18 protein-coding genes are annotated in these 17,995 nt (G+C 63.7%); 10 read left to right on the forward strand and 8 right to left on the reverse strand.

Translation table 11 applies throughout. The features are described from left to right. The first annotated feature begins 18 nt into the window (after window positions 1-18). The 7 genes from AAHS21_RS20925 (at window position 19) to AAHS21_RS20955 (ending at window position 6,155) form a co-directional block, all read left to right on the forward strand. Window positions 19-1,014, forward strand: a complete 996-nt coding sequence (locus AAHS21_RS20925; protein ID WP_342929474.1) for an NAD(P)H nitroreductase — start codon at window positions 19-21, stop codon at window positions 1,012-1,014. Between the two features lie 133 nt (window positions 1,015-1,147). After that, on the forward strand, window positions 1,148-1,630 hold the full coding sequence (locus AAHS21_RS20930) for a hypothetical protein (RefSeq protein WP_342929475.1): 483 nt from the start codon (window positions 1,148-1,150) through the stop codon (window positions 1,628-1,630). Window positions 1,631-1,677: 47 nt separating this feature from the next. Next, entirely contained in the window at window positions 1,678-2,802 is a 1,125-nt protein-coding gene (locus AAHS21_RS20935; protein WP_342929476.1) for a 4Fe-4S dicluster domain-containing protein, read from the forward strand. Continuing rightward, complete coding sequence (locus tag AAHS21_RS20940) at window positions 2,795-3,646, forward strand: FAD/NAD(P)-binding protein (RefSeq protein WP_342929477.1); 852 nt, start codon at window positions 2,795-2,797, stop codon at window positions 3,644-3,646. Before AAHS21_RS20935 ends, AAHS21_RS20940 begins: the two co-directional genes overlap by 8 nt. After that, window positions 3,647-4,405 carry an oxidoreductase gene (locus tag AAHS21_RS20945; RefSeq protein ID WP_342929478.1) on the forward strand — a complete coding sequence of 253 codons (759 nt, stop codon included), beginning with the start codon at window positions 3,647-3,649 and terminating at the stop codon, window positions 4,403-4,405. After that, window positions 4,402-5,694, forward strand: a complete 1,293-nt coding sequence (locus AAHS21_RS20950) for a Ni/Fe hydrogenase subunit alpha (RefSeq protein WP_342929479.1) — start codon at window positions 4,402-4,404, stop codon at window positions 5,692-5,694. Before AAHS21_RS20945 ends, AAHS21_RS20950 begins: the two co-directional genes overlap by 4 nt. An 8-nt stretch (window positions 5,695-5,702) precedes the next feature. Further along, complete coding sequence (locus tag AAHS21_RS20955) at window positions 5,703-6,155, forward strand: hydrogenase maturation protease (RefSeq protein WP_342929480.1); 453 nt, start codon at window positions 5,703-5,705, stop codon at window positions 6,153-6,155. Here AAHS21_RS20955 and AAHS21_RS20960 read toward each other — a convergent pair. Together AAHS21_RS20960 and mgtA are read right to left on the reverse strand one after the other, a co-directional pair. Continuing rightward, the gene (locus tag AAHS21_RS20960) at window positions 6,136-6,543 is read right to left on the reverse strand and encodes a DUF302 domain-containing protein (RefSeq protein ID WP_342929481.1); all 408 of its coding nucleotides are present in this window, start codon (window positions 6,541-6,543) and stop codon (window positions 6,136-6,138) included. The genes AAHS21_RS20955 and AAHS21_RS20960 overlap by 20 nt on opposite strands. A gap of 82 nt (window positions 6,544-6,625) precedes the next feature. After that, the gene (mgtA, locus tag AAHS21_RS20965; RefSeq protein WP_342929482.1) at window positions 6,626-9,286 is read right to left on the reverse strand and encodes a magnesium-translocating P-type ATPase; all 2,661 of its coding nucleotides are present in this window, start codon (window positions 9,284-9,286) and stop codon (window positions 6,626-6,628) included. Window positions 9,287-9,499: 213 nt separating this feature from the next. Between mgtA and AAHS21_RS20970 the strand changes: the two genes are divergently transcribed. Genes AAHS21_RS20970 through AAHS21_RS20980 form a run of 3 tightly spaced genes read left to right on the forward strand, consistent with a single transcriptional unit; the run spans window position 9,500 to window position 12,978 of the window. Further along, entirely contained in the window at window positions 9,500-10,681 is a 1,182-nt protein-coding gene (locus AAHS21_RS20970; protein ID WP_342929483.1) for a site-2 protease family protein, read from the forward strand. Window positions 10,682-10,714: 33 nt separating this feature from the next. Then, a complete protein-coding gene (locus AAHS21_RS20975; RefSeq protein WP_342929484.1) occupies window positions 10,715-11,509 on the forward strand; it encodes a universal stress protein in 795 nt (264 codons plus the stop codon). Window positions 11,510-11,553: 44 nt separating this feature from the next. Beyond that, a complete protein-coding gene (locus AAHS21_RS20980; RefSeq protein ID WP_342929485.1) occupies window positions 11,554-12,978 on the forward strand; it encodes a phosphatidylglycerol lysyltransferase domain-containing protein in 1,425 nt (474 codons plus the stop codon). Here the strand turns inward: AAHS21_RS20980 and AAHS21_RS20985 are convergent. The 6 genes from AAHS21_RS20985 to pdhA form a co-directional block, all read right to left on the reverse strand. Continuing rightward, window positions 12,969-13,412, reverse strand: a complete 444-nt coding sequence (locus AAHS21_RS20985; RefSeq protein WP_342929486.1) for a pyridoxamine 5'-phosphate oxidase family protein — start codon at window positions 13,410-13,412, stop codon at window positions 12,969-12,971. The genes AAHS21_RS20980 and AAHS21_RS20985 overlap by 10 nt on opposite strands. 91 nt (window positions 13,413-13,503) lie before the next feature. After that, window positions 13,504-14,457 carry an NAD(P)H nitroreductase gene (locus AAHS21_RS20990; RefSeq protein ID WP_342929514.1) on the reverse strand — a complete coding sequence of 318 codons (954 nt, stop codon included), beginning with the start codon at window positions 14,455-14,457 and terminating at the stop codon, window positions 13,504-13,506. 112 nt (window positions 14,458-14,569) lie between these two features. Continuing rightward, window positions 14,570-14,830, reverse strand: coding sequence for a phosphopantetheine-binding protein (locus tag AAHS21_RS20995; RefSeq protein ID WP_342929487.1), 261 nt, complete (start codon window positions 14,828-14,830; stop codon window positions 14,570-14,572). A 6-nt stretch (window positions 14,831-14,836) separates the two neighbouring features. After that, the gene (locus tag AAHS21_RS21000; RefSeq protein WP_342929488.1) at window positions 14,837-16,045 is read right to left on the reverse strand and encodes a dihydrolipoamide acetyltransferase family protein; all 1,209 of its coding nucleotides are present in this window, start codon (window positions 16,043-16,045) and stop codon (window positions 14,837-14,839) included. Beyond that, the gene (locus AAHS21_RS21005) at window positions 16,042-17,019 is read right to left on the reverse strand and encodes an alpha-ketoacid dehydrogenase subunit beta (RefSeq protein WP_342929489.1); all 978 of its coding nucleotides are present in this window, start codon (window positions 17,017-17,019) and stop codon (window positions 16,042-16,044) included. The genes AAHS21_RS21000 and AAHS21_RS21005 overlap by 4 nt, the downstream gene beginning before the upstream one ends. Continuing rightward, window positions 17,016-17,987 (reverse strand): pyruvate dehydrogenase (acetyl-transferring) E1 component subunit alpha, encoded by a 972-nt coding sequence (gene pdhA, locus AAHS21_RS21010; protein WP_342929490.1) that lies wholly within the window; start codon window positions 17,985-17,987, stop codon window positions 17,016-17,018. Before pdhA ends, AAHS21_RS21005 begins: the two co-directional genes overlap by 4 nt. Window positions 17,988-17,995: the final 8 nt, after the last annotated feature.

A 17,995-nucleotide genomic window follows, 5' to 3' on the forward strand; every position in this document is an offset into this window, starting at 1 on the left:
TAGAAAGGGGTGACTGCCATGAATGCGCGCTTTCCTGATGCGGGCACGATTCGTACGGTCCTGGCTCTGGCATCTCGAGCCCCCTCCGTCCACAACACCCAACCCTGGCGGTGGCTGGTTGGCGAGCAGAGCCTGCACCTCTATTCCGACGCAACCCGGCAACTACCCAACACCGATCCGGACGGGCGCGACTTGATGTTGAGCTGCGGCGCGGCGCTGAATCATTGCGTCGTCGCATTCGCGGCGGTCGGATGGCACGCCAAAGTGTCCCGCCTGCCCAACCCGGCGGATCCGAACCACCTTGCCGCAATTGAACTTTCACAACACACGGCTGACGCCTCCGACATTGCGCTCGCCGCGGCGATACCACGGCGGCGAACTGACCGCCGGCATTACAGCTCCTGGCAGGTACCCGTCGGCGACATCGCGCTGATGGCGGCGCGTTCGGCGCGCCACGGTGTGACGCTTTGCCAGGTGGAAGATACCGACAAGCTGAACAAGATCGTGGCGCAGTCCGTCTGGGATCACATGAACCATGAGTATCTCGCCGAGCTCACGGAGTGGAGCGGCCGCTACGGCTCGCTAGCCGGCGTTCCGGCTCGCAACACGCCAAAGTCCGATCGCGAGGCCACGATTCCTGGCCGGTACTTCGCGGGTCCCGTACTCGCCGAGCCGCCCGGCTCGTCATCCGCCGAGGACAACGCCGTGGTTCTCGCGCTCGGAACGCGTGCCGACGACCGGTTGGCTCGATTGCGCGCCGGCGAGGCCACCAGTGCTGTTCTGCTCACCGCTACGTCGACGGGCCTGGCCAGCTGCCCGGTTACCGAGCCCCTCGAAGTCGCTGAGACACGCGAGGCGGTGCGCTCCGAGATTTTCGGGGGCGACAGCTATCCACAGATGCTGCTGCGGGTGGGCTGGGCGCCGATCAATGCGGATCCGTTGCCATCGACACCGCGGCGCGAACTCTCCGATTTCGTTGGGTGGATATCGGACCTCGCAGATGCCGGCGAGTAGACGCCAAACGCGAAATACTCCGTTGCGCAGGGGAGTTCAGATGGAGACATTCACGCTTGACCCGCGCGACTGGTTGATCGCTCGCATTTTCGGTCGCAACGCCCTGCTTCGCCGATCCGACCGCATACAAGCTTTGGTCACGCTGATCGCGTTCGTCGTGTCTTTGCTGGCGATTCCCTTCGCCGGCGTGGCGGCCGGTGTCACCTACGGTGTGCGGGACCGGGTTTATGTCCAACAGGCGCAGCAGCGTCACACGGTCACGGCAACGATCACGCAGACCACCGCCGACGATACGGGTATCACGGTCGCGCAGGTGAAGTGGCCTGTCTCGCAGGGTGAGCGCAGCGGTCAACTCGAGCTTGCCGATGCTGCCGAGGTGGGCGATCGCACCACGGTTTGGGTTGATGTGCGTGGTGATCTCGTGACGCCGCCCACCCCGACCTGGCAGGCGGCGGGGGACGCGTTCGCCGCCGCCCTAGCGACGTTGCTGGTTATCGCTGTCGGGGTGGTGGCGCTGGTGATCAGCGTGCGTTCACGGCTCAATCGCGCCCGTGACGCCCAATGGGATCGGGAGCTGAGCTGCCTGCAGGGAGACGGCGGCAAGACGATTCCTTGAGACGAACGCCTCTATGCAGCGCACCCGACGGGACGGATGATATGTCGATGGCCGGCGAAGATTCTCAGGTCGCAGTGTTCGACACGGCTGCATTGCATCGCCTTGTCGAGGTGCTGATCGAACGGGGCTATCGGGTGATCGGTCCGACACTGCGCAACGACGCGATCGTGCTGGCCGAGCTGGAGTCGGCGAACGATCTGCCCCGCGGCTGGGGTGTAGATGTGAGCCCGGGACAGTATCGGGTGCGCCGGCGCGAGGATGACGCGGCATTCGGGCATTCGGCCGGCCCCCAGTCCTGGAAACAGTTCCTTCATCCACCGCGCCAGCGACTGTGGGCCGGTACACGGGACGGGACAAGCTTCGACGAGGACGACGAGATCCCCCGATACGCATTCCTGGGAGTGCGAGGGTGCGATCTGGCCGCAATCGCAACCCTCGACGGTGTGCTCGGCCGGGCCGAACATCCCGACAACTCGTTTGTCAGGCGTCGGCGGCGGACCTTCGTCGTCGCGGTGAATTGCACTGAACCCGGCGGACTTTGCTTCTGCACATCGATGGGAACCGGTCCCGCGGTCGGGTCCGGTTATGACCTCGCGCTCACGGAACGCTTCGCGGGTGCTACTGCGTCGTACCTGGTCGACGTCGGTAGCCAGCAGGGCGCGGACGTGCTCGCGCAGATACCGCACCGCGCCGCCGAAAAACACGAAATCGATTGTGCGCGAGCCGATGTCGAATCAGCCTCCCATCGGATGGGCCGGCAGATGCCGGACGCGAACCTACGTAACCTGCTGATCGAGTCGAGAGAGTCGCCGCAGTGGGACGAAGTGGCCAGCCGTTGCCTGACGTGCGGCAATTGCACGATGGTGTGTCCGACCTGCTTTTGCACGAGCACCGAGGACGTGAGCGACCTTACCGGTGAGCATGCCGAGCGGTGGCGGCACTGGGCGTCATGTTTCGAGTTCGATTTCACCTTCATCCACGGCGGAGGCAGCGTTCGTCAGTCCGGTGCATCGCGCTACCGGCATTGGCTGACCCACAAACTGAGCACCTGGCACGACCAGTTCGGGATGTCCGGCTGTGTCGGCTGCGGAAGATGTATTGCCTGGTGTCCCACCGGGATCGACATCACCGCCGAGATGAACAAGATGGCCCGGACGGCGGGCGATGACTGACACGGTGACCGGCGCTGCGCACTCCGCGATGGCGCCGGTGCCATATCGAGTGCGCAGCCGCGTCGTGGAGAGCCCCGATTCGGCGACGCTCACGCTGGTCCCGCTCGGCGAAGCACTACGCAGTCCGCAGCCCGGCGAATTCATGATGTTGTACGCCTTCGGCGTAGGCGAAGCCGCGATTTCGATCAGCGGCGACCCGACGGTCACCGACGGGTCGATCACCCACACCATCCGCGCCGTCGGTGCGGTCAGCCGTGCCTTGCACGACGCCGAACCCGGCACCGTGATCGGGATACGGGGTCCGTTCGGCACATCATGGGGATTGGCCGAGGCCGCTGGGCGGGATCTGGTCATGGTCGCCGGCGGCGTCGGATTGTGTCCACTGCGTCCCGCCGTGCTGGGGGCGCTGGCGCAGCGGGGGCGCTACGGCAAACTGACGCTGATCGCGGGTGCCCGCTCCCGAGCCGATTTCGTCTTCGCGGCCCAGCTCGAAAAGTGGGCTGCCGAGCCGCAAATCGAACTGCATCTCGTCGTCGATGCGCCGACGCCCGGCTGGACGGGCGAGGTCGGATTAGTCACCGCGCCGCTGAGCCGGTTAGAGCTGAACGCCGATCGCACCACGGCGTTTCTGTGCGGACCAGAGCCGATGCTGCGCTTCGGGGCAGCAGCACTGATCGCGAAAGGACTGGCCGCCAAGGATATTCGCGTGTCGCTGGAGCGCAACATGCAGTGCGGGGTCGGGTGGTGTGGCCATTGCCAGCTCGGTCCGCTGCTGCTGTGCCGCGATGGCCCGGTTGTCGGCTACGACATAGCCGGTCCACTGCTGGCGGTGAAGGAGTTATAAATGGCCCGAACAAGCTTGGCCGTATGGAAGTTCGCCTCGTGCGATGGTTGTCAGTTGACGCTGCTCGACTGCGAAGACGAGCTCCTGACCCTCGCTGACCAGGTCGAGATCGCCCACTTCGCCGAGGCATCCAGCGCGACGGTCGGCGGCCCCTACGACGTGTCACTGGTCGAAGGTTCGATCACTACTCGACACGATGAACAACGGATCCGGGCAATCCGGGACCAATCCAAACTGCTGGTCACCATCGGCGCTTGCGCCAATGCCGGGGGAGTGCAGGCGCTGCGCAACTTTGGTGATATCGCCGAGTTCACCTCGGTCGTCTATGCCAACCCGGAGTACATCGACACACTGGCCACCTCCACCCCCGCATCGGCACATGTCGAGGTGGATTACCAGCTGCCGGGGTGCCCGATCGACCGCGGACAGCTGCTCGAGACTCTCGCGGCGCTGCTGATCGGACGCAAGCCGCGACTGCCGGCCAAAACGGTATGCACTGAGTGCAAATTGCGCGGCGTGACATGCGTGATCGTCGCCGACGGTACCCCGTGTCTGGGACCGGTCACCCATGCCGGCTGCGGAGCACTATGCCCGCGACATCGTCGCGGCTGCTATGGATGTTTCGGGCCGTCCGCGGCGCCCAGGACCGCTACGCTGATTCCACTGTTGCGCCGCGACGGTATGTCCGACGCAGACGTCGACCGGGTTTTCTCGACATTCAATGTCGCCAGTTTCGCCGCCGAGCGGAGCAAGGAATGACACCACCAACCCGCAGTCTGCGGGTCGACGCGCTGACGCGGGTGGAAGGCGAAGGCGCACTGAATATCACGCTCAAGGATGGCGAGCTCGAGAGCGTGCAGCTCAATATCTACGAACCGCCCCGGTTCTTCGAGGCGTTCTTGCGTGGGCGCGCCTTTACTGAGCCGCCGGACCTGACCGCTCGGGTTTGTGGAATCTGTCCCGTGGCCTATCAAGTCAGCGCATGCAATGCGATCGAAGACGCGTGCGGCGTCCAGGTGGATGAGGACATCGTCGCGCTGCGGCGGTTGCTGTACTGCGGCGAGTGGATCAACAGCCACGCGCTGCACATCTACCTGCTGCATGCGCCAGACTTCCTCGGATACTCGGACATCGTGGGCATGGCACGCGATCACCCGGCCGCCGTCGAGCGGGGGCTGGCGCTGAAGAAGGCCGGCAACGAGTTGATGGAGTTCGTCGGCGGTCGTGCCATCCACCCGGTCAATGTCCGGCTGGGCGGCTTCTATTCCGTGCCAACGCGGTTGGAGTTCGTGCCGATCGCTGAGCGGTTGCGCCGAGCACTGGATGACGCACTGGCCACCGTCGAGTGGGTATCGCGCTTCGAGTTCCCCGACCTAGAAGTTGAACACGAGTTTCTGGCGCTCTCGGCGACAGGCCGATACCCGATCGAAAACGGCGCCATCGCGCGCAGCGTGGGCTTGCCCTTTCCGGTTGCCGATTTCACCAGCCACGTCGCCGAAGCTCAGGTGCCGCATTCCACGGCCCTGCACGCGACCCTCGATGGCGGTCGCTACCTGACCGGGCCATTGGCACGATACTCGTTGAACTCGTCGGCACTATCGGTGGTCGCTGCCCAGGCGGCTGCAAGCGCTGGGCTGCCGCCGGAATGTCGAAATCCTTTTCGCAGCATAGTCGTCCGCGCCGTCGAAGTGGTGTACGCGATCGAAGAGGCGTTACGCATCATCGCCGAGTATCAGCGTCCGGCACACCCTTTCGTTGACGTTGCAGCCCGCAGCGGTATCGGACACGGCGTCAGCGAGGCGCCTCGCGGCCTGCTGTATCACCGATATGAGATCGACACGGATGGACTAGTTTGCGCCGCGACGATGATTCCGCCAACGTCGCAGAACCAAGCGGCCATCGAGGCCGACTTGGGTCGCGCCGTCTTCGACAATCTGTCCCTTGACGATGCCGCGCTGACCATGCTGTGCGAGAAATTAATTCGCAGCTACGACCCCTGCATCTCGTGCTCCACGCACTTCTTGACGCTTCGGGTTGAGCATCATTGACTGGCGAGGTGGTCGTTGTCGGCCTCGGTAACATGCTTCGCAAGGACGACGCAGTGGGCATCGTCGCCGCTGCGGCGCTCAAAGACCTTGACTTGCCCGGTGTTTGCGTAGTAGCCGGCGTTGCGGAACCGTTGAGCCTGCTCGATGCGTGGTCGGGGGCGCGTCTTGCCGTCGTGATCGATGGCGCGGTTTCGTCGCCGCCAATGCCGGGCCGCACCCGCCGCTGCTCGATCGGTGATGTGGTCGGTTCCTGCGGCGCATTGAGTTCGCACACGGTGGATATCGGCCGCACTTACGCGCTCGGTAAGGCGCTTGGAAATCGGGTACCCGACGAGCTCGTGGTGTTCACCATCGACATCGCGGCCACCGATCACGGCATCGGTTTGACTCCACATGTCGCGCATGCCATTCCGCACGTCGTCGAAATGGCCGTGGATGAAATCAACCGCAACTGGCATTGAGCGAGGCGATGGCGGCGCCCAGCTTGGCGGTGACCTCGTCGGCGATCGCGATCAGCGCCGACTCGCCGGTCACCTCCAGCAAAAGCCTCGGATCCATCGCCTCGACGATTATCGTGGCTGGGTTGCTCTGGTCGGCACGCAGCAGGATATTGCAGGGAAGCAGCAGCCCGATCTCTCGATCGATATTGATCGCCTGGTACGCCAAAGCCGGATGGCACGCACCTAGTATCAGATAATCCTCCAGCTCGACGCCGAGCTTGCTATTGAGCGTCGCTTTCATGTCGATTTCGGTTAGCACGCCAAACCCCTGTTGCGCAAGAGCTTCTCGGGTGCATTTGACCGCGCGCTCGAAGTCTGTATTCAGGTGCGTCGATAGCGCGATGCTCATAGCAAACATCCGATCGTGTGCAGACCGGCCACGGTAGGGGCGAAAGTCCCGAGACCGTGGATTTCGAGCATCACTGTGCCGCTTAGCCGGTCGGCGATGGCAGTGGGCCCGAATGGGTGAAGCGGGCCGCTCGCCGGTGAATGCGGTGGGCCTTTCCCCGGGTCCGCAGCAGCCGGTCCCCGATGTGCGTCGGACTCGAATAGAACCATTTCTTGGTGATCTCCACGAGGACCATGTAGGTGAGGGTGAGTCCTAGCAGCGCGGCGAAGAATTGCCACGGCAGCGCCCGAAATCCAAGGTTGGCGGCCAACGGCGACACCGTCAGGATCACGCCGAGCGCGACTATCGACAAAGTGGCGGCGGTGAGTAATCCGCCCGGTCTGCTGCGCAAAAACGGCACCCGCCTGGTTCGAATAGCGAAGATGATGAGTGTTTGGGTGGCAAGGGATTCCACGAACCAGCCGGTGCGAAACTCGATCGGTCCCGCATTCAAGACGCCGAGCATGAGGCCGAAGGTGAGGAAGTCGAACAACGAACTGATCGGCCCGAACGACAGCATGAAGCGTCGGATGAACGCGATGTTCCAGTGTGCGGGCGCGTGTAGTTGCTCTTCGTCCACCCGGTCGGTGGGAATCGCTAGCTGAGAGGTGTCGTAGAGCAGATTATTGAGCAAGATTTGGCTTGGCAGCATGGGCAGGAACGAAAGAACGGCCGACGCCGCGGCCGCACTGAACATGTTGCCGAAATTACTTGAAGTGCCCATCAATACGTATTTGATCGTGTTGGCGAAGATACGCCGGCCTTCGGCGACACCGTCGGCCAACACGCCGAGGTCTTTCTCCAGGAGAACCACGTCGGCGGCGTCCTTGGCGACATCGGTGGCCGTGTCGACCGAGATGCCGACGTCAGCCGAATGAAGGGCCAGGGCGTCGTTCACTCCGTCCCCGAGAAAACCGACCGATCGCTGGGAATTCCGCAACGACGAGATGACGCGGGCTTTCTGCTCTGGTGAGATGCGAGCGAAGATTGTGTGGTTGCGCGCTACGACGGTGAGTTCTTTGTCACCGAGCTGCTGCAACTCGGCGCCGGTGATGGTGCCCTTCGACGGTAATCCGATGTCGTTGCAGACTTTTTCGGCGACGCTCGGGTTGTCGCCGGTTGCCACTTTGACCTCGATACCCAGTGCATTGAGTCGTGACAGGGAATCCTGCACGTCGGCTTTCGGGTTGTCCGCGAAGACCAGGAAGCCCTCGAGTGTCAAAGCCGCCTCGTCGGCTGCGCACAACGTCTCCTGACCCGGCGCCGGTTTACTGGCTATCGCCACGACCCGACGTCCGTCGGCGAACAGCCGCGTCAAGGTCCCGTGCGCGGCTTCGGGGACGTCGTCGCAGCGTGCCATGACCTGTTCGGGTGCGCCCTTGACCACGATGCGCCTACCGCCGTCGCCGTCGACGAGCGCCGAGGTGGCCCGTCGGGTGTGATCGAAGGGCAACGTCGCCAGGCGGGTGACCCCGGCGATGGCGGGCCGATTGCGCCACAGGGCGGCGTCGAGATCGTTCGCGCTTACCCCGCCGGTCGACGGGTCGACATCGGCGGCGAGCAAGCCGGAACCCAACACCGAGTCCGCGTGGGTGCCGCATACATCGACGGCGTCGATCAAGTCGAGTCGGCCGTCGGTCAGCGTGCCGGTTTTATCCGTGATCAAGATGTCGATGTCGCCGAGGTCCTCGATACAGACGAGGCGCTTAACCAGGACCTTCAGGCGGGCCAGCCGTCGTGAACCCGAGGCCAGGCTCGTGCTGACGACAGCGGGAAGCAATTGGGGCGTGATGCCGACCGCGATTGCCAATCCGAACAGCGCCGCATCGATGAGCGGCCGTCGCAGGAGCAGATTGCTGACGATGATGATGACGGTAAGTGTCAACGCGACTTTCAGAAGCAGATAGGAGAAGCGTCGCAGTCCCTGCTGAAAGTCCGTCTCCGGTTGGCGCGAGCCCAGACCGACTGCTATGCGGCCGAATTCGGCGGCGGCGCCCGTCGCGAAGATCACGCCTGTGCCCTCACCCGCACTGACCACGGTGCCCATGAAGGCCAAACTGGATGCGTCGGTGATGGTTGCATCCGGTGCGGCGGGCTCCGCCGACTTCTCCGACGGCGCCGATTCGCCGGTGAGGATGCTTTCGTTACATTCCAGTCCGTTCACCGCGATCAGTCGCACGTCGGCCGGCACCAATTCGCCGAGTTGGAGACGGATGACGTCCCCGGGGACCAGAGCGGTGACGTCGACACGGCCGAACTGGCCGTCGCGGCGAACCACAGCCATATGACGGACTCGCTCGTGCAGAGCGGCCGCTGCCCGTTCTGCCCGGTATTCGTTGAAAAACGAAAGGCCAACGCTGATGAACAAGATGATGCCGATGATGATGGCTTGCGTCGGGTCGCCTAGGAAAAAGGACAGTACCGCGGTAACCGCCAAGAGCACCAACACCGCATTATTCAGCTGGCGGCCAAGCACCGCCAGAGCGCTAACCCGATGGGTCCGAACCGAATTCGGTCCGATTGATGCCAATCTGGTATCCGCCTCGAGTGAGGAGAGTCCCTCCGCGGAGGTACGTAATGAGCGCATCACGTCGGTATACGGTGCGCTCGCGACGTCCTGCAGCGATCGGGTAGAGAGCCCGGGGGCATCGTCGAGAACCGGCCCATTGGTTCTACCCGTGTAGTCGGCATGACAGGTGCCCATGTGTCCACAATGGCCGCTGCCCCGGTGTCGCTGTAGCGCCGGAAGGCCGGTGACCTCTCGCTGAAAGTCACTAGGTGCTAGGGCATTAAGTCCCTGGTTCAGGCAGATGGGACTTCAGTCCCTTTTCAAACGCGGGGGAACACGATCGGATGAAGTCCGGAGGTCCGGTGGCCGACCTTCGAGTCATGCACCACACACGCTTTCGGAGGTTCGGTGTCTGAGGCAATTCCGTTGGGACGATTTGCGGGTTTTCCGGTGCGGGTTCACTGGAGCGTGATTGTGATCCTGTGGCTGTTCACGTGGAGCCTGGCGTCCACATTGCCTCACACCGTTGCAGGATATTCGCGGCCGGCTTACTGGTTGGCGGGAGCGTGCGGCGCCGTGGTACTGCTGGCTTCGCTGTTGGCCCACGAACTCGCCCATGCGGTGTTGGCCCGCCGCTGCGGGGTGCCCGTCGATGACGTAACACTGTGGCTTTTCGGCGGTGTGACGAGCTTGCAAGGAGAGGCGAAGAGTCCGAAGGCCGCCTTTCGCATCGCATTGGCGGGGCCAGTCACCAGCCTGGTCCTGTCGGCGGTGTTCGCAGGGATTGCGGTGGCGCTGTCGGCCCTGCACGCCCCGACCATCGTCGGCAGCGTCGCCTGGTGGCTGGCCAGCATCAACTTGCTGCTCGCACTGTTCAACCTGCTGCCCGGTGCCCCGTTGGACGGTGGGCGGCTGGTGCGCGCCTACTTGTGGCACCGCCACGGCGACAGTGTGCGCGCGGCCATCGGCGCGGCACGTGCCGGACGAGTGGTCGCAATCGTCCTGATCGTGTTGGGGCTGGCTGAGTTTCTCGCTGGTGGCATGATCGGTGGCGTCTGGCTGGCGTTCATCGGCTGGTTCATCTTCGTCGCCGCCCGAGAAGAAGAGGCGCAGGCGACCAGTCAGCAGATCTTCGCGGGGGTGCGCGTTGGCGAGGTGATGACCCCGCAGCCGCATACCGCTCCCGGATGGATAACGGTCGAGGATTTCATCCAGCGTTATGTACTCGGCGATCGCCACTCGGCGTACCCGGTTGCCGACCCGAACGGATCGATCACCGGCTTGGTCACGTTGCGGCAGCTGAGAGAACTCGCACCCCATCAGCGCACCACTACGAGCGTTGGCGCGATCGCCCTGCCGCTGCAGAGTCTGCCGACTGCCGCTCCGCAAGAGCCGCTTCAAGATTTGTTGCGTCGGATGGCGCCCGCCGGTCCTCGCAGTCGCGCTCTGGTCGTAGACGCAGGCACGGTCGTCGGCATCGTCACGCCAAGCGATGTGGCACGCCTGATCGAGGTCTATCGGCTAGCCCGGCCCGCGACGGACGGGGTCGCCGATCATCACGATGTGGGCAGTTATTCCGGCGCTGGGTGAGCCGACATTGGTGGCTGGGAAGGAGTAGGGACCATGAAACCTATCGTCGTGGGTATCGACGGTTCATCGGCCGCGATCGCCGCCGCGGTCTGGGGTGTTGATGAGGCCATCGGGCGTGCTGTCCCGCTCCGGTTGATCTCGGTCATCAAGCAGACGCACTCATCGCCGGACGACTACGCCCGCGATCTCGAGCATGCCGAGAAATCGCTTCGCGAGGCACAATCCGCGATCGAGGCGGGCCAGAAGCCGGTCAAGATCGAAACCGACATTCCGCGCGGGCCGGCCGGATCGGTGATGGTGGAGGCGTCGCGCGATGCCGAGCTGATTTGTGTCGGCTCGACCGGCATCGGACGGTATGCCCGAGCCCTCTTAGGTTCCACGGCAACGGAACTCGCCGAAAAGGCCTACTGTTCCGTTGCGGTGTTGCGCACGGATCCGGACCAACCGCCACCCGACATCAACTGGATCGTGGTGCGGATGACCGATGCGCCCGGTAACGACCGCATCGTCGAATGCGCCGCGTGGGAGGCGAAATTGCGCATGGCGCCCTTGTTGGTCCTCGGCGGTCGGCCCGAAGACCTGACCGAGCAAGCCGACGGCGCCTTCGAACGGCGAGTGCAGGATTGGCAGCGCCGTCATCCCGAGGTGCGGGTATACCCGATTACCACGAAGTACGCCATCGCCAGCTTCCTCCGGGTCAACGAGGAGCGAGTGCAACTCGCCGTGATCGGCGCTACCGAGGCCGCTGCGCTGGCGCAACTGGTAGGCCCCTCCGGGCATCCGCTCTTCCACCACGCCGAATGTTCAGTGCTCGTCGTTCGCGAATAAGTGGGCCGCCAGTGAAGATCAAGCACCGAAGTGGTGACGCTGCAATGGTGAACGCCGGCGAGCGGGTGCTGGTCAAAAGCGATGTTCGGATGGGCCGCTTCATTTGCGGGTTGACGATGTTGGGTGTGGTGGCGTGGACAGCGGCGCTGGTCGTCAGTGACCACTTCGGCTACCGCCCGGTTGCCCCCGGCCGATTCGGTTGGTCGCTGGCCCTACTTGCCGCGGTGGCATTGATTGCGCGAGGGGTTTTTCTGGGCCGTCCGGTGACGAGTAGGCATGCGATGGCCGCGGCTGCGAGCGTGTGTTTAGGGCTCGGTGCGCATTTCTTGTCATACGGGGCCCTGGGCAACATTGCGCTGGGTTGCAGTGGCCTCGCTCTGATGTGGCCGGCGGCGGCACGACCTCAGCCCGAGCTACTGCCGCAGGTGTGGACTCTCGTGGACGCCACGCACGGGGATCCATTGGCGCCATTCGCCATGCACTCGAGCAAGAGCTACTTCTTCAATGTCGACAAGACCGCGGCTATCGCCTATCGCACCCGGCTTGGATTCGCCGTAGTCAGCGGCGACCCGATCGGTGACGAGACCCGATTCCAGGCGTTGGTCGATGATTTCACCCATATGTGCCGCAGTCGGGGCTGGCGGATCCTCGTATTGGCTTGTGGCGAAAGATATTTGAAACTATGGCGTACTAAGACGGGCGTACGGCGCAAGCTCGAGGTCCCGATGGGGCGCGATGTCGTCGTTGACGTTCGTCACTTCACCCTGAAGGGGAGACGCTTTCGTAACCTGCGCCAAGGTGTGCAGCGCACCCACAACTGCGGTATTACCACCGAAATCGTTGACGAGCAGGAAATTTGCGGCCGGCTGGTCGATGAACTGACCGAGGTACTGTATGCCGCGCATCACGCGGCCGGTACCGAGCGCGGGTTCTGTATGACTCTGGACGCGGCCTTGCAGGGCCGATTCCCGGGTATCAAGTTGGCGATCGCTCGGGACCGCGAGGGGCGGGTAGTGGCGTTTCACCGATATGCGACCGCAGGGCACGGAACGGAGGTGAGCCTCGATGTGCCGTACCGTCGACCGGATGCTCCCAACGGCGTGGACGAGCGGCTCACCGTCGACATGATTGCTGCGGCGAAAAGCCAAAACGCAGCCAGGCTTTCGCTCGCGTTCGCAGCGTTTCCGGAAATCTTCCAAGCCACCCATCCCAGCGGGATGCAGCGGGTCGCGTATCGGTTGATTCATCTGCTGGACCCATTTATCCGGCTTGAGTCCTTGTACCGGTATCTCCGCAAGTACCACTCGCTGGCCGAGCGTCGGTATGTCCTGCTGCGTGCCGGTCACATTCCCGCGGCGCTGCTGGTATTGCTGTCACTGGAGTTCACCCCGCGGCCGCACCATGCGCGGCCGGCTCGAACCGGCGTGGTGCGACGTTGGCAGCGGCCCGTGAGCTCGCCTCAGATGTGAATGGACTGTTCCATTGGCGGCGAGCCGAATTGGAAGCGCCGACCCGTGACCATCTCCGGAATCACCCGAACATAGTGCGACTTCTCGGAAGTCGTCCACGGCAACACCTGAGCTTGCTGCGCATCCGCGATCTCCTCGTCGCTGCGAAGAGAGCGCGCGGTGCCGCGCACGATCACACTCCAGCCCCCGGCGACGTTATGGTCGTCGACCTCGAACACCACCTCGTTGTTGATCGCGGCGCTGACCAACTTCGTGCCCGGCGCGGTGCGAAACAGGATCGTTCGCCGCTGGACGGCATAGTTGACCGGAAAGATCTGCGGCCGGCCATCCACGCTCGTGACCAGCCGTCCCAGCGTGGCACTCGAGAGCAGATCCCAACACTCGTGCGCAGGCAAGACGATGGCGCCGTCATCGGTTTGCGTTTGATTCGTCATGGGGACGACCTTATTGACGAAAACCGTCGATCTCGCCTGCCGAAGGTCCTGCCCGGTCGGGACCAAAGTTGGTCGACCTGCGCGAGTGCGCCTAGCGAACCCTCAAGACGTCGGCTAGCGGGCGCCGCGGCGTGGGAGCCGCCGGACGATCCATCAGCGGTGCTATCCCGACTCTGATCAGAACCTGGGGCTCACCGGACTGGTCGATCAGGTCGCGAACGATATCGCGGCTTTCGTCCAGCTCGATAAGGTGGGTCAGCGGGCAGGTCGCCATGCCGACCATGGTGCATTCAAGCAATACGGTCGATAACGCTTCGCCGGATCTCAACCAGTCCGCGCGGGTGTCCCCATCGGTGGAGAGGACGAGAATTTTGGACCAGTCGGCCTCGACCTCTGGGCGCCGATCGGTATGGATCCTGACGGGGAATTCCCGTCCGACATCTACCCGGAGGTGTTCTTTGTCGGATGCGAGCGCGCTGGGAGGGATGCCCTCACCGACCGCATATGGCGTTGTCCACCAATCTAATTCGGCGAGATATAGCCAATCGCCGTTACGGATATCTTCGGTGAGTTTCGCGGCTTCGGCCAGCCGTGGTCGCGTGTCATCGCCGAGCACATGCAGATCCACTCCACTGTCATCGATGGCGTCGTATAGTGCGCGTTCGAAGAAATCCCAATATGCCGGCTGTCGGAGTGGAAGCCGGTCGGCTCTGCGCTGCAGAATCGCCAGGGCGCGCTCACGCTGAGCGCGGGTGACGTGTGCGGCGGGGCTGAATTTCATCGATGCGAGCTCATCGGGATCGGTTTTGTCAGGGAACCGCTTGATGTCCGCTCGCCAGCCGGCCGCCAGCATGGCGATACGAAGGTGATCCAGGACCGCACCGCAACTGATGATCGCGTCGCGATCGAAGCTGTCCGTGCCGGGGACTGTGCGGTGACGATCGATGAATAGGTGCAGCGCAACGCCTTCCGCCACCCACCGCCAAGGCTGGCTGTTATGCACGGACGGAGCCCGGCACGCCAATTGCACCGCTCTTTTCAACACCTGGGTATCCAGTGTCGGATGCATGACGTCAACCCCTCGTCCATGTTGTGACTCGACACCGACGCTAGGGTGTCGTCGGGCTTAACGCCTAGGGTCGTATGTCCCTGCGGTACTAGGCCGTCGGACTGCTCTGCCGGTTCTTTTCCACGTAGCTGACCACGTCGGACAGGGTCCGCAGCGATGCATAGTCGGATTCGGGGATGTCCACCCGCAACCGGTGATGGATGCCGCGCAGAAAATTCAGCCAGTCCATGGAGTCAAGGTCGACTTGGTCCCGCAGTAGGACGTCGTCGCGAATGTCGTCCGGGTCGATTTCCGGAGCGATCGTGGTCAGCACCGCCAGAATCGTGCCGCGGGTGTCCTCGTTAGTCATGGCTCATCACTTCTCCAGGAGGTCAGGCTGCTGCAGCAGGTCATTGATTGCGCTGAGGAACAACGCTCCTCGGTGACCGTCACTCGCGCGGTGGTCGGCTGCGAGCGTCGCTTGGACCGCGGTGACGACCCGGATGCCGCCGTCAATGACAGCGACTCGTTGAGTCGGCCTGCCGAAACCGACGATCGCCACCTGCGGTGGGTAGATCACGCCGAAGACCGTATCGACACCCTTGTCGCCCAGGTTGGTGACGGTGATGGTCGGGTCGGACATCTCTGAGCTTCGCAGTGAGAAGGAGCGCGCCCGCGCCACGAGGTCGGCGAGGTCATGCATTAATTCGTCAAGCTTCTTGTCCGCAACATCGTGAATCGCCGGCGCGACGAGACCGCCGCCGCGCAGCGAGATTCCGACACCGACATGAACTCCGCTGGCGGGCTGGAATCCGTCGTCGCGCCAGAACCCGTTGAACTCGCCGAACCGCTGCGCGGCGACACCAACCGCCTTGAGCAGCAACGCGGCCGGCAGTACCCGTTCATCGATCGAACGCTGCGCATTTCGCGTCGTCAGCCAGGTCATCGAGCTGTCCAACAGGATTTCGTCGGCCAGGTAGTAGTGCGGAATCTCGCGCTTCGCACGGCTCATGGCGGCCGCGATCGACTTTCGCATCTGTGCGGCACGGTCGATGGCTGTGGGCTTGGATGTCGGCTTGGTTATCGGTTGCACCGGCTCTTTTGGCGCAGCTGCGTGCTCGACGTCGCCGATGGTGACCGCGCCCTGCGGCCCGGTGCCGGTTACCGTGTCGAGTTCGACGTTGAGAGTTTGGGCCAGCCGTCGGGCCGCAGGTGACACCCAACGACGTCGCTGCAAGACGGATGGAGCAGCGCTCACCGCGGTCGCCGTGGCGGCAGGAGCTGCCGGTTTGGCCGCTGCTTTCGTCGAACGCCGCCGCCGGCGCGGCGACGTCTTCACCGCCGCCTCATCACGTTCCAGCAGGGTCGCCAATACCGTTCCCACTTCGACGGTTTCGCCGACCGGAACAAGTAATTCGTTAACCGTGCCTTCCTGCCAGCATTCGATTTCGACCGCGGCTTTGGTGGTGTCGACCACCGCCACGATCTGGCCTCGGGTTACCTTGTCGCCGGGCTTGACCAACCATTCGTCCAGCGTGCCCTCGTCCATGTCGGCCCCCAGGGCCGGCATTTTGAACTCGATCATTGCCGGTCGCCGAACAGGCTATGCACGGTCGCGACGATTTTCTCCGGCTGGGGCAAGGCGGCCTGCTCGAGGTGCTTCGCGTATGGCACGGGCACCTCGGCGCTGCACACGCGGGCAACCGGGGCATCGAGATCGTAGAACGCTTCTTCCATGATCCGTGCCGTGATCTCGGCCGCCAGACTGCCACTGCGCCAAGCTTCGTCGATCACGACCGCCCGATGTGTCTTGCGTACGGATTCGAGAAACGTGTCACCGTCGAGCGGCCGCAAGACCCGCAAATCGACGACTTCGCACTCGATTCCGGCCAGCGACAACTCGTTGGCGGCGTCGAGCGCCTTGGAAAGGCAGCCGCCGTAGGCGATCAGCGTGACGTCGGTGCCCTCACGACGGATGGCCGCCCGCGAGATGTCAGTGGCGGCAAGAACATCGATATCGGTTGAGGTGTTGTAAAGCTGGACGTGTTCGAAGATCACCACCGGATCCGGGTCCGCCAGGGCGGGGGCGAGCATGCCGTAGGCATCTTCGACGGTGGCCGGAGCCAGCACCTTAATGCCCGGGATGTGGGCATACCACGGTTCGAGGCTGTGCGAGTGCTGGGCCGCGAGCTGACGCCCGGCCCCGGTCGCCATTCGGACCACCAGCGGTACCGAGAACTGACCGCCCGACATGTGGCGAAGGGCCGCAGCGGTGTTGACGATCTGGTCGAGCGCCAACAGGCTGAAATTCACCGTCATGACCTCGACGATTGGGCGTAAGCCATTGATTGCCGCGCCGATTCCGATACCGACGAACCCCAATTCCGAAAGCGGGGTGTCGCGCACTCGGTCGGGACCGAACTCTTCCAGCAGACCTTTGGAGGCAGCGTAGGTTCCGCCGTACCGTCCGACGTCTTCGCCCATCACCACTACCCGCGGATCGTCGCGCAGGGCATCGCGAAGGGCGTCGTGCACAGCGGTTCGGTAGCTGGTCTTCATCGCGGTGACTCCACGGTCAGCACGTCGCGTCCCAGATCCGCCACGTCCTCCCACGTCCCGGCTTCGGCGAAGGCCACCGCCGCCTCGATCTCGGCCGAGGCGGCATCTTCGATCTCCTGTACGTCGGTGTCGGTCAGCGCGCCACCGCGCAGGCATTGCTCGGTAAACGACCGGATCGGGTCACGTTCGCGCCACTGCGCGACCTCGGCCTTGTCCCGATACAGTTCTGGATCGAACATCGAATGCGCACGGAAGCGATAGGTACGGAACTCGATGAAGAATGGCCCGCCGGTGTCGCGGACGTGATCGACACCCTGCTGGGCGGCCCCGTGGCATGCCTGAACATCCATGCCGTCGACGGCCAGCGTGGGGACCCGGTACGACGCCGCCTTGACGGTGAGATCGGTCTGCGATTGCGCGCGATCCAAGGCGGTTCCCATGGCGTAAAGATTGTTCTCGCAACAGAACAACACCGGCAGGTTCCAAAGGGCGGCCATGTTGAGCGACTCGTGAAATGCACCCTCGGCCACCGCGCCGTCACCGAAGTAGCATGCGGTTACCCGCTTCTGCTGCAACATGGCGTCGGCCAGAGCGATGCCGACCGCGAGCGGCAGACCACCGGCGACGATCGCATTGCCGCCGTAGAACCGCTTGGACGCATCGAAAAGGTGCATCGACCCTCCGCGTCCGCGTGAGCAGCCCTCCTGCTTACCGAACATCTCGGCCATGATCGAGGTCATCGGGATGCCGCGCAGCAGTGCGTGGGCATGCTCGCGGTAGGTCGCGACGACCGCATCATCATCGGCCAGTGCGCGCAGTGACCCGGCGGCGACGGCCTCTTCCCCGACATAGAGATGCAGGAATCCACGAATTTTGGCCGCGCTGTAGAGTTCCGCGCACTTCTCTTCCATCCGGCGCACGCGAATCATGTCCGACAAGAGTTCATGGGCCAGCTTGACGGTGCTCATCGGGCGCC

The organism is Mycobacterium sp. 050272, from assembly GCF_039023525.1.
GTDB lineage: Bacteria > Actinomycetota > Actinomycetes > Mycobacteriales > Mycobacteriaceae > Mycobacterium.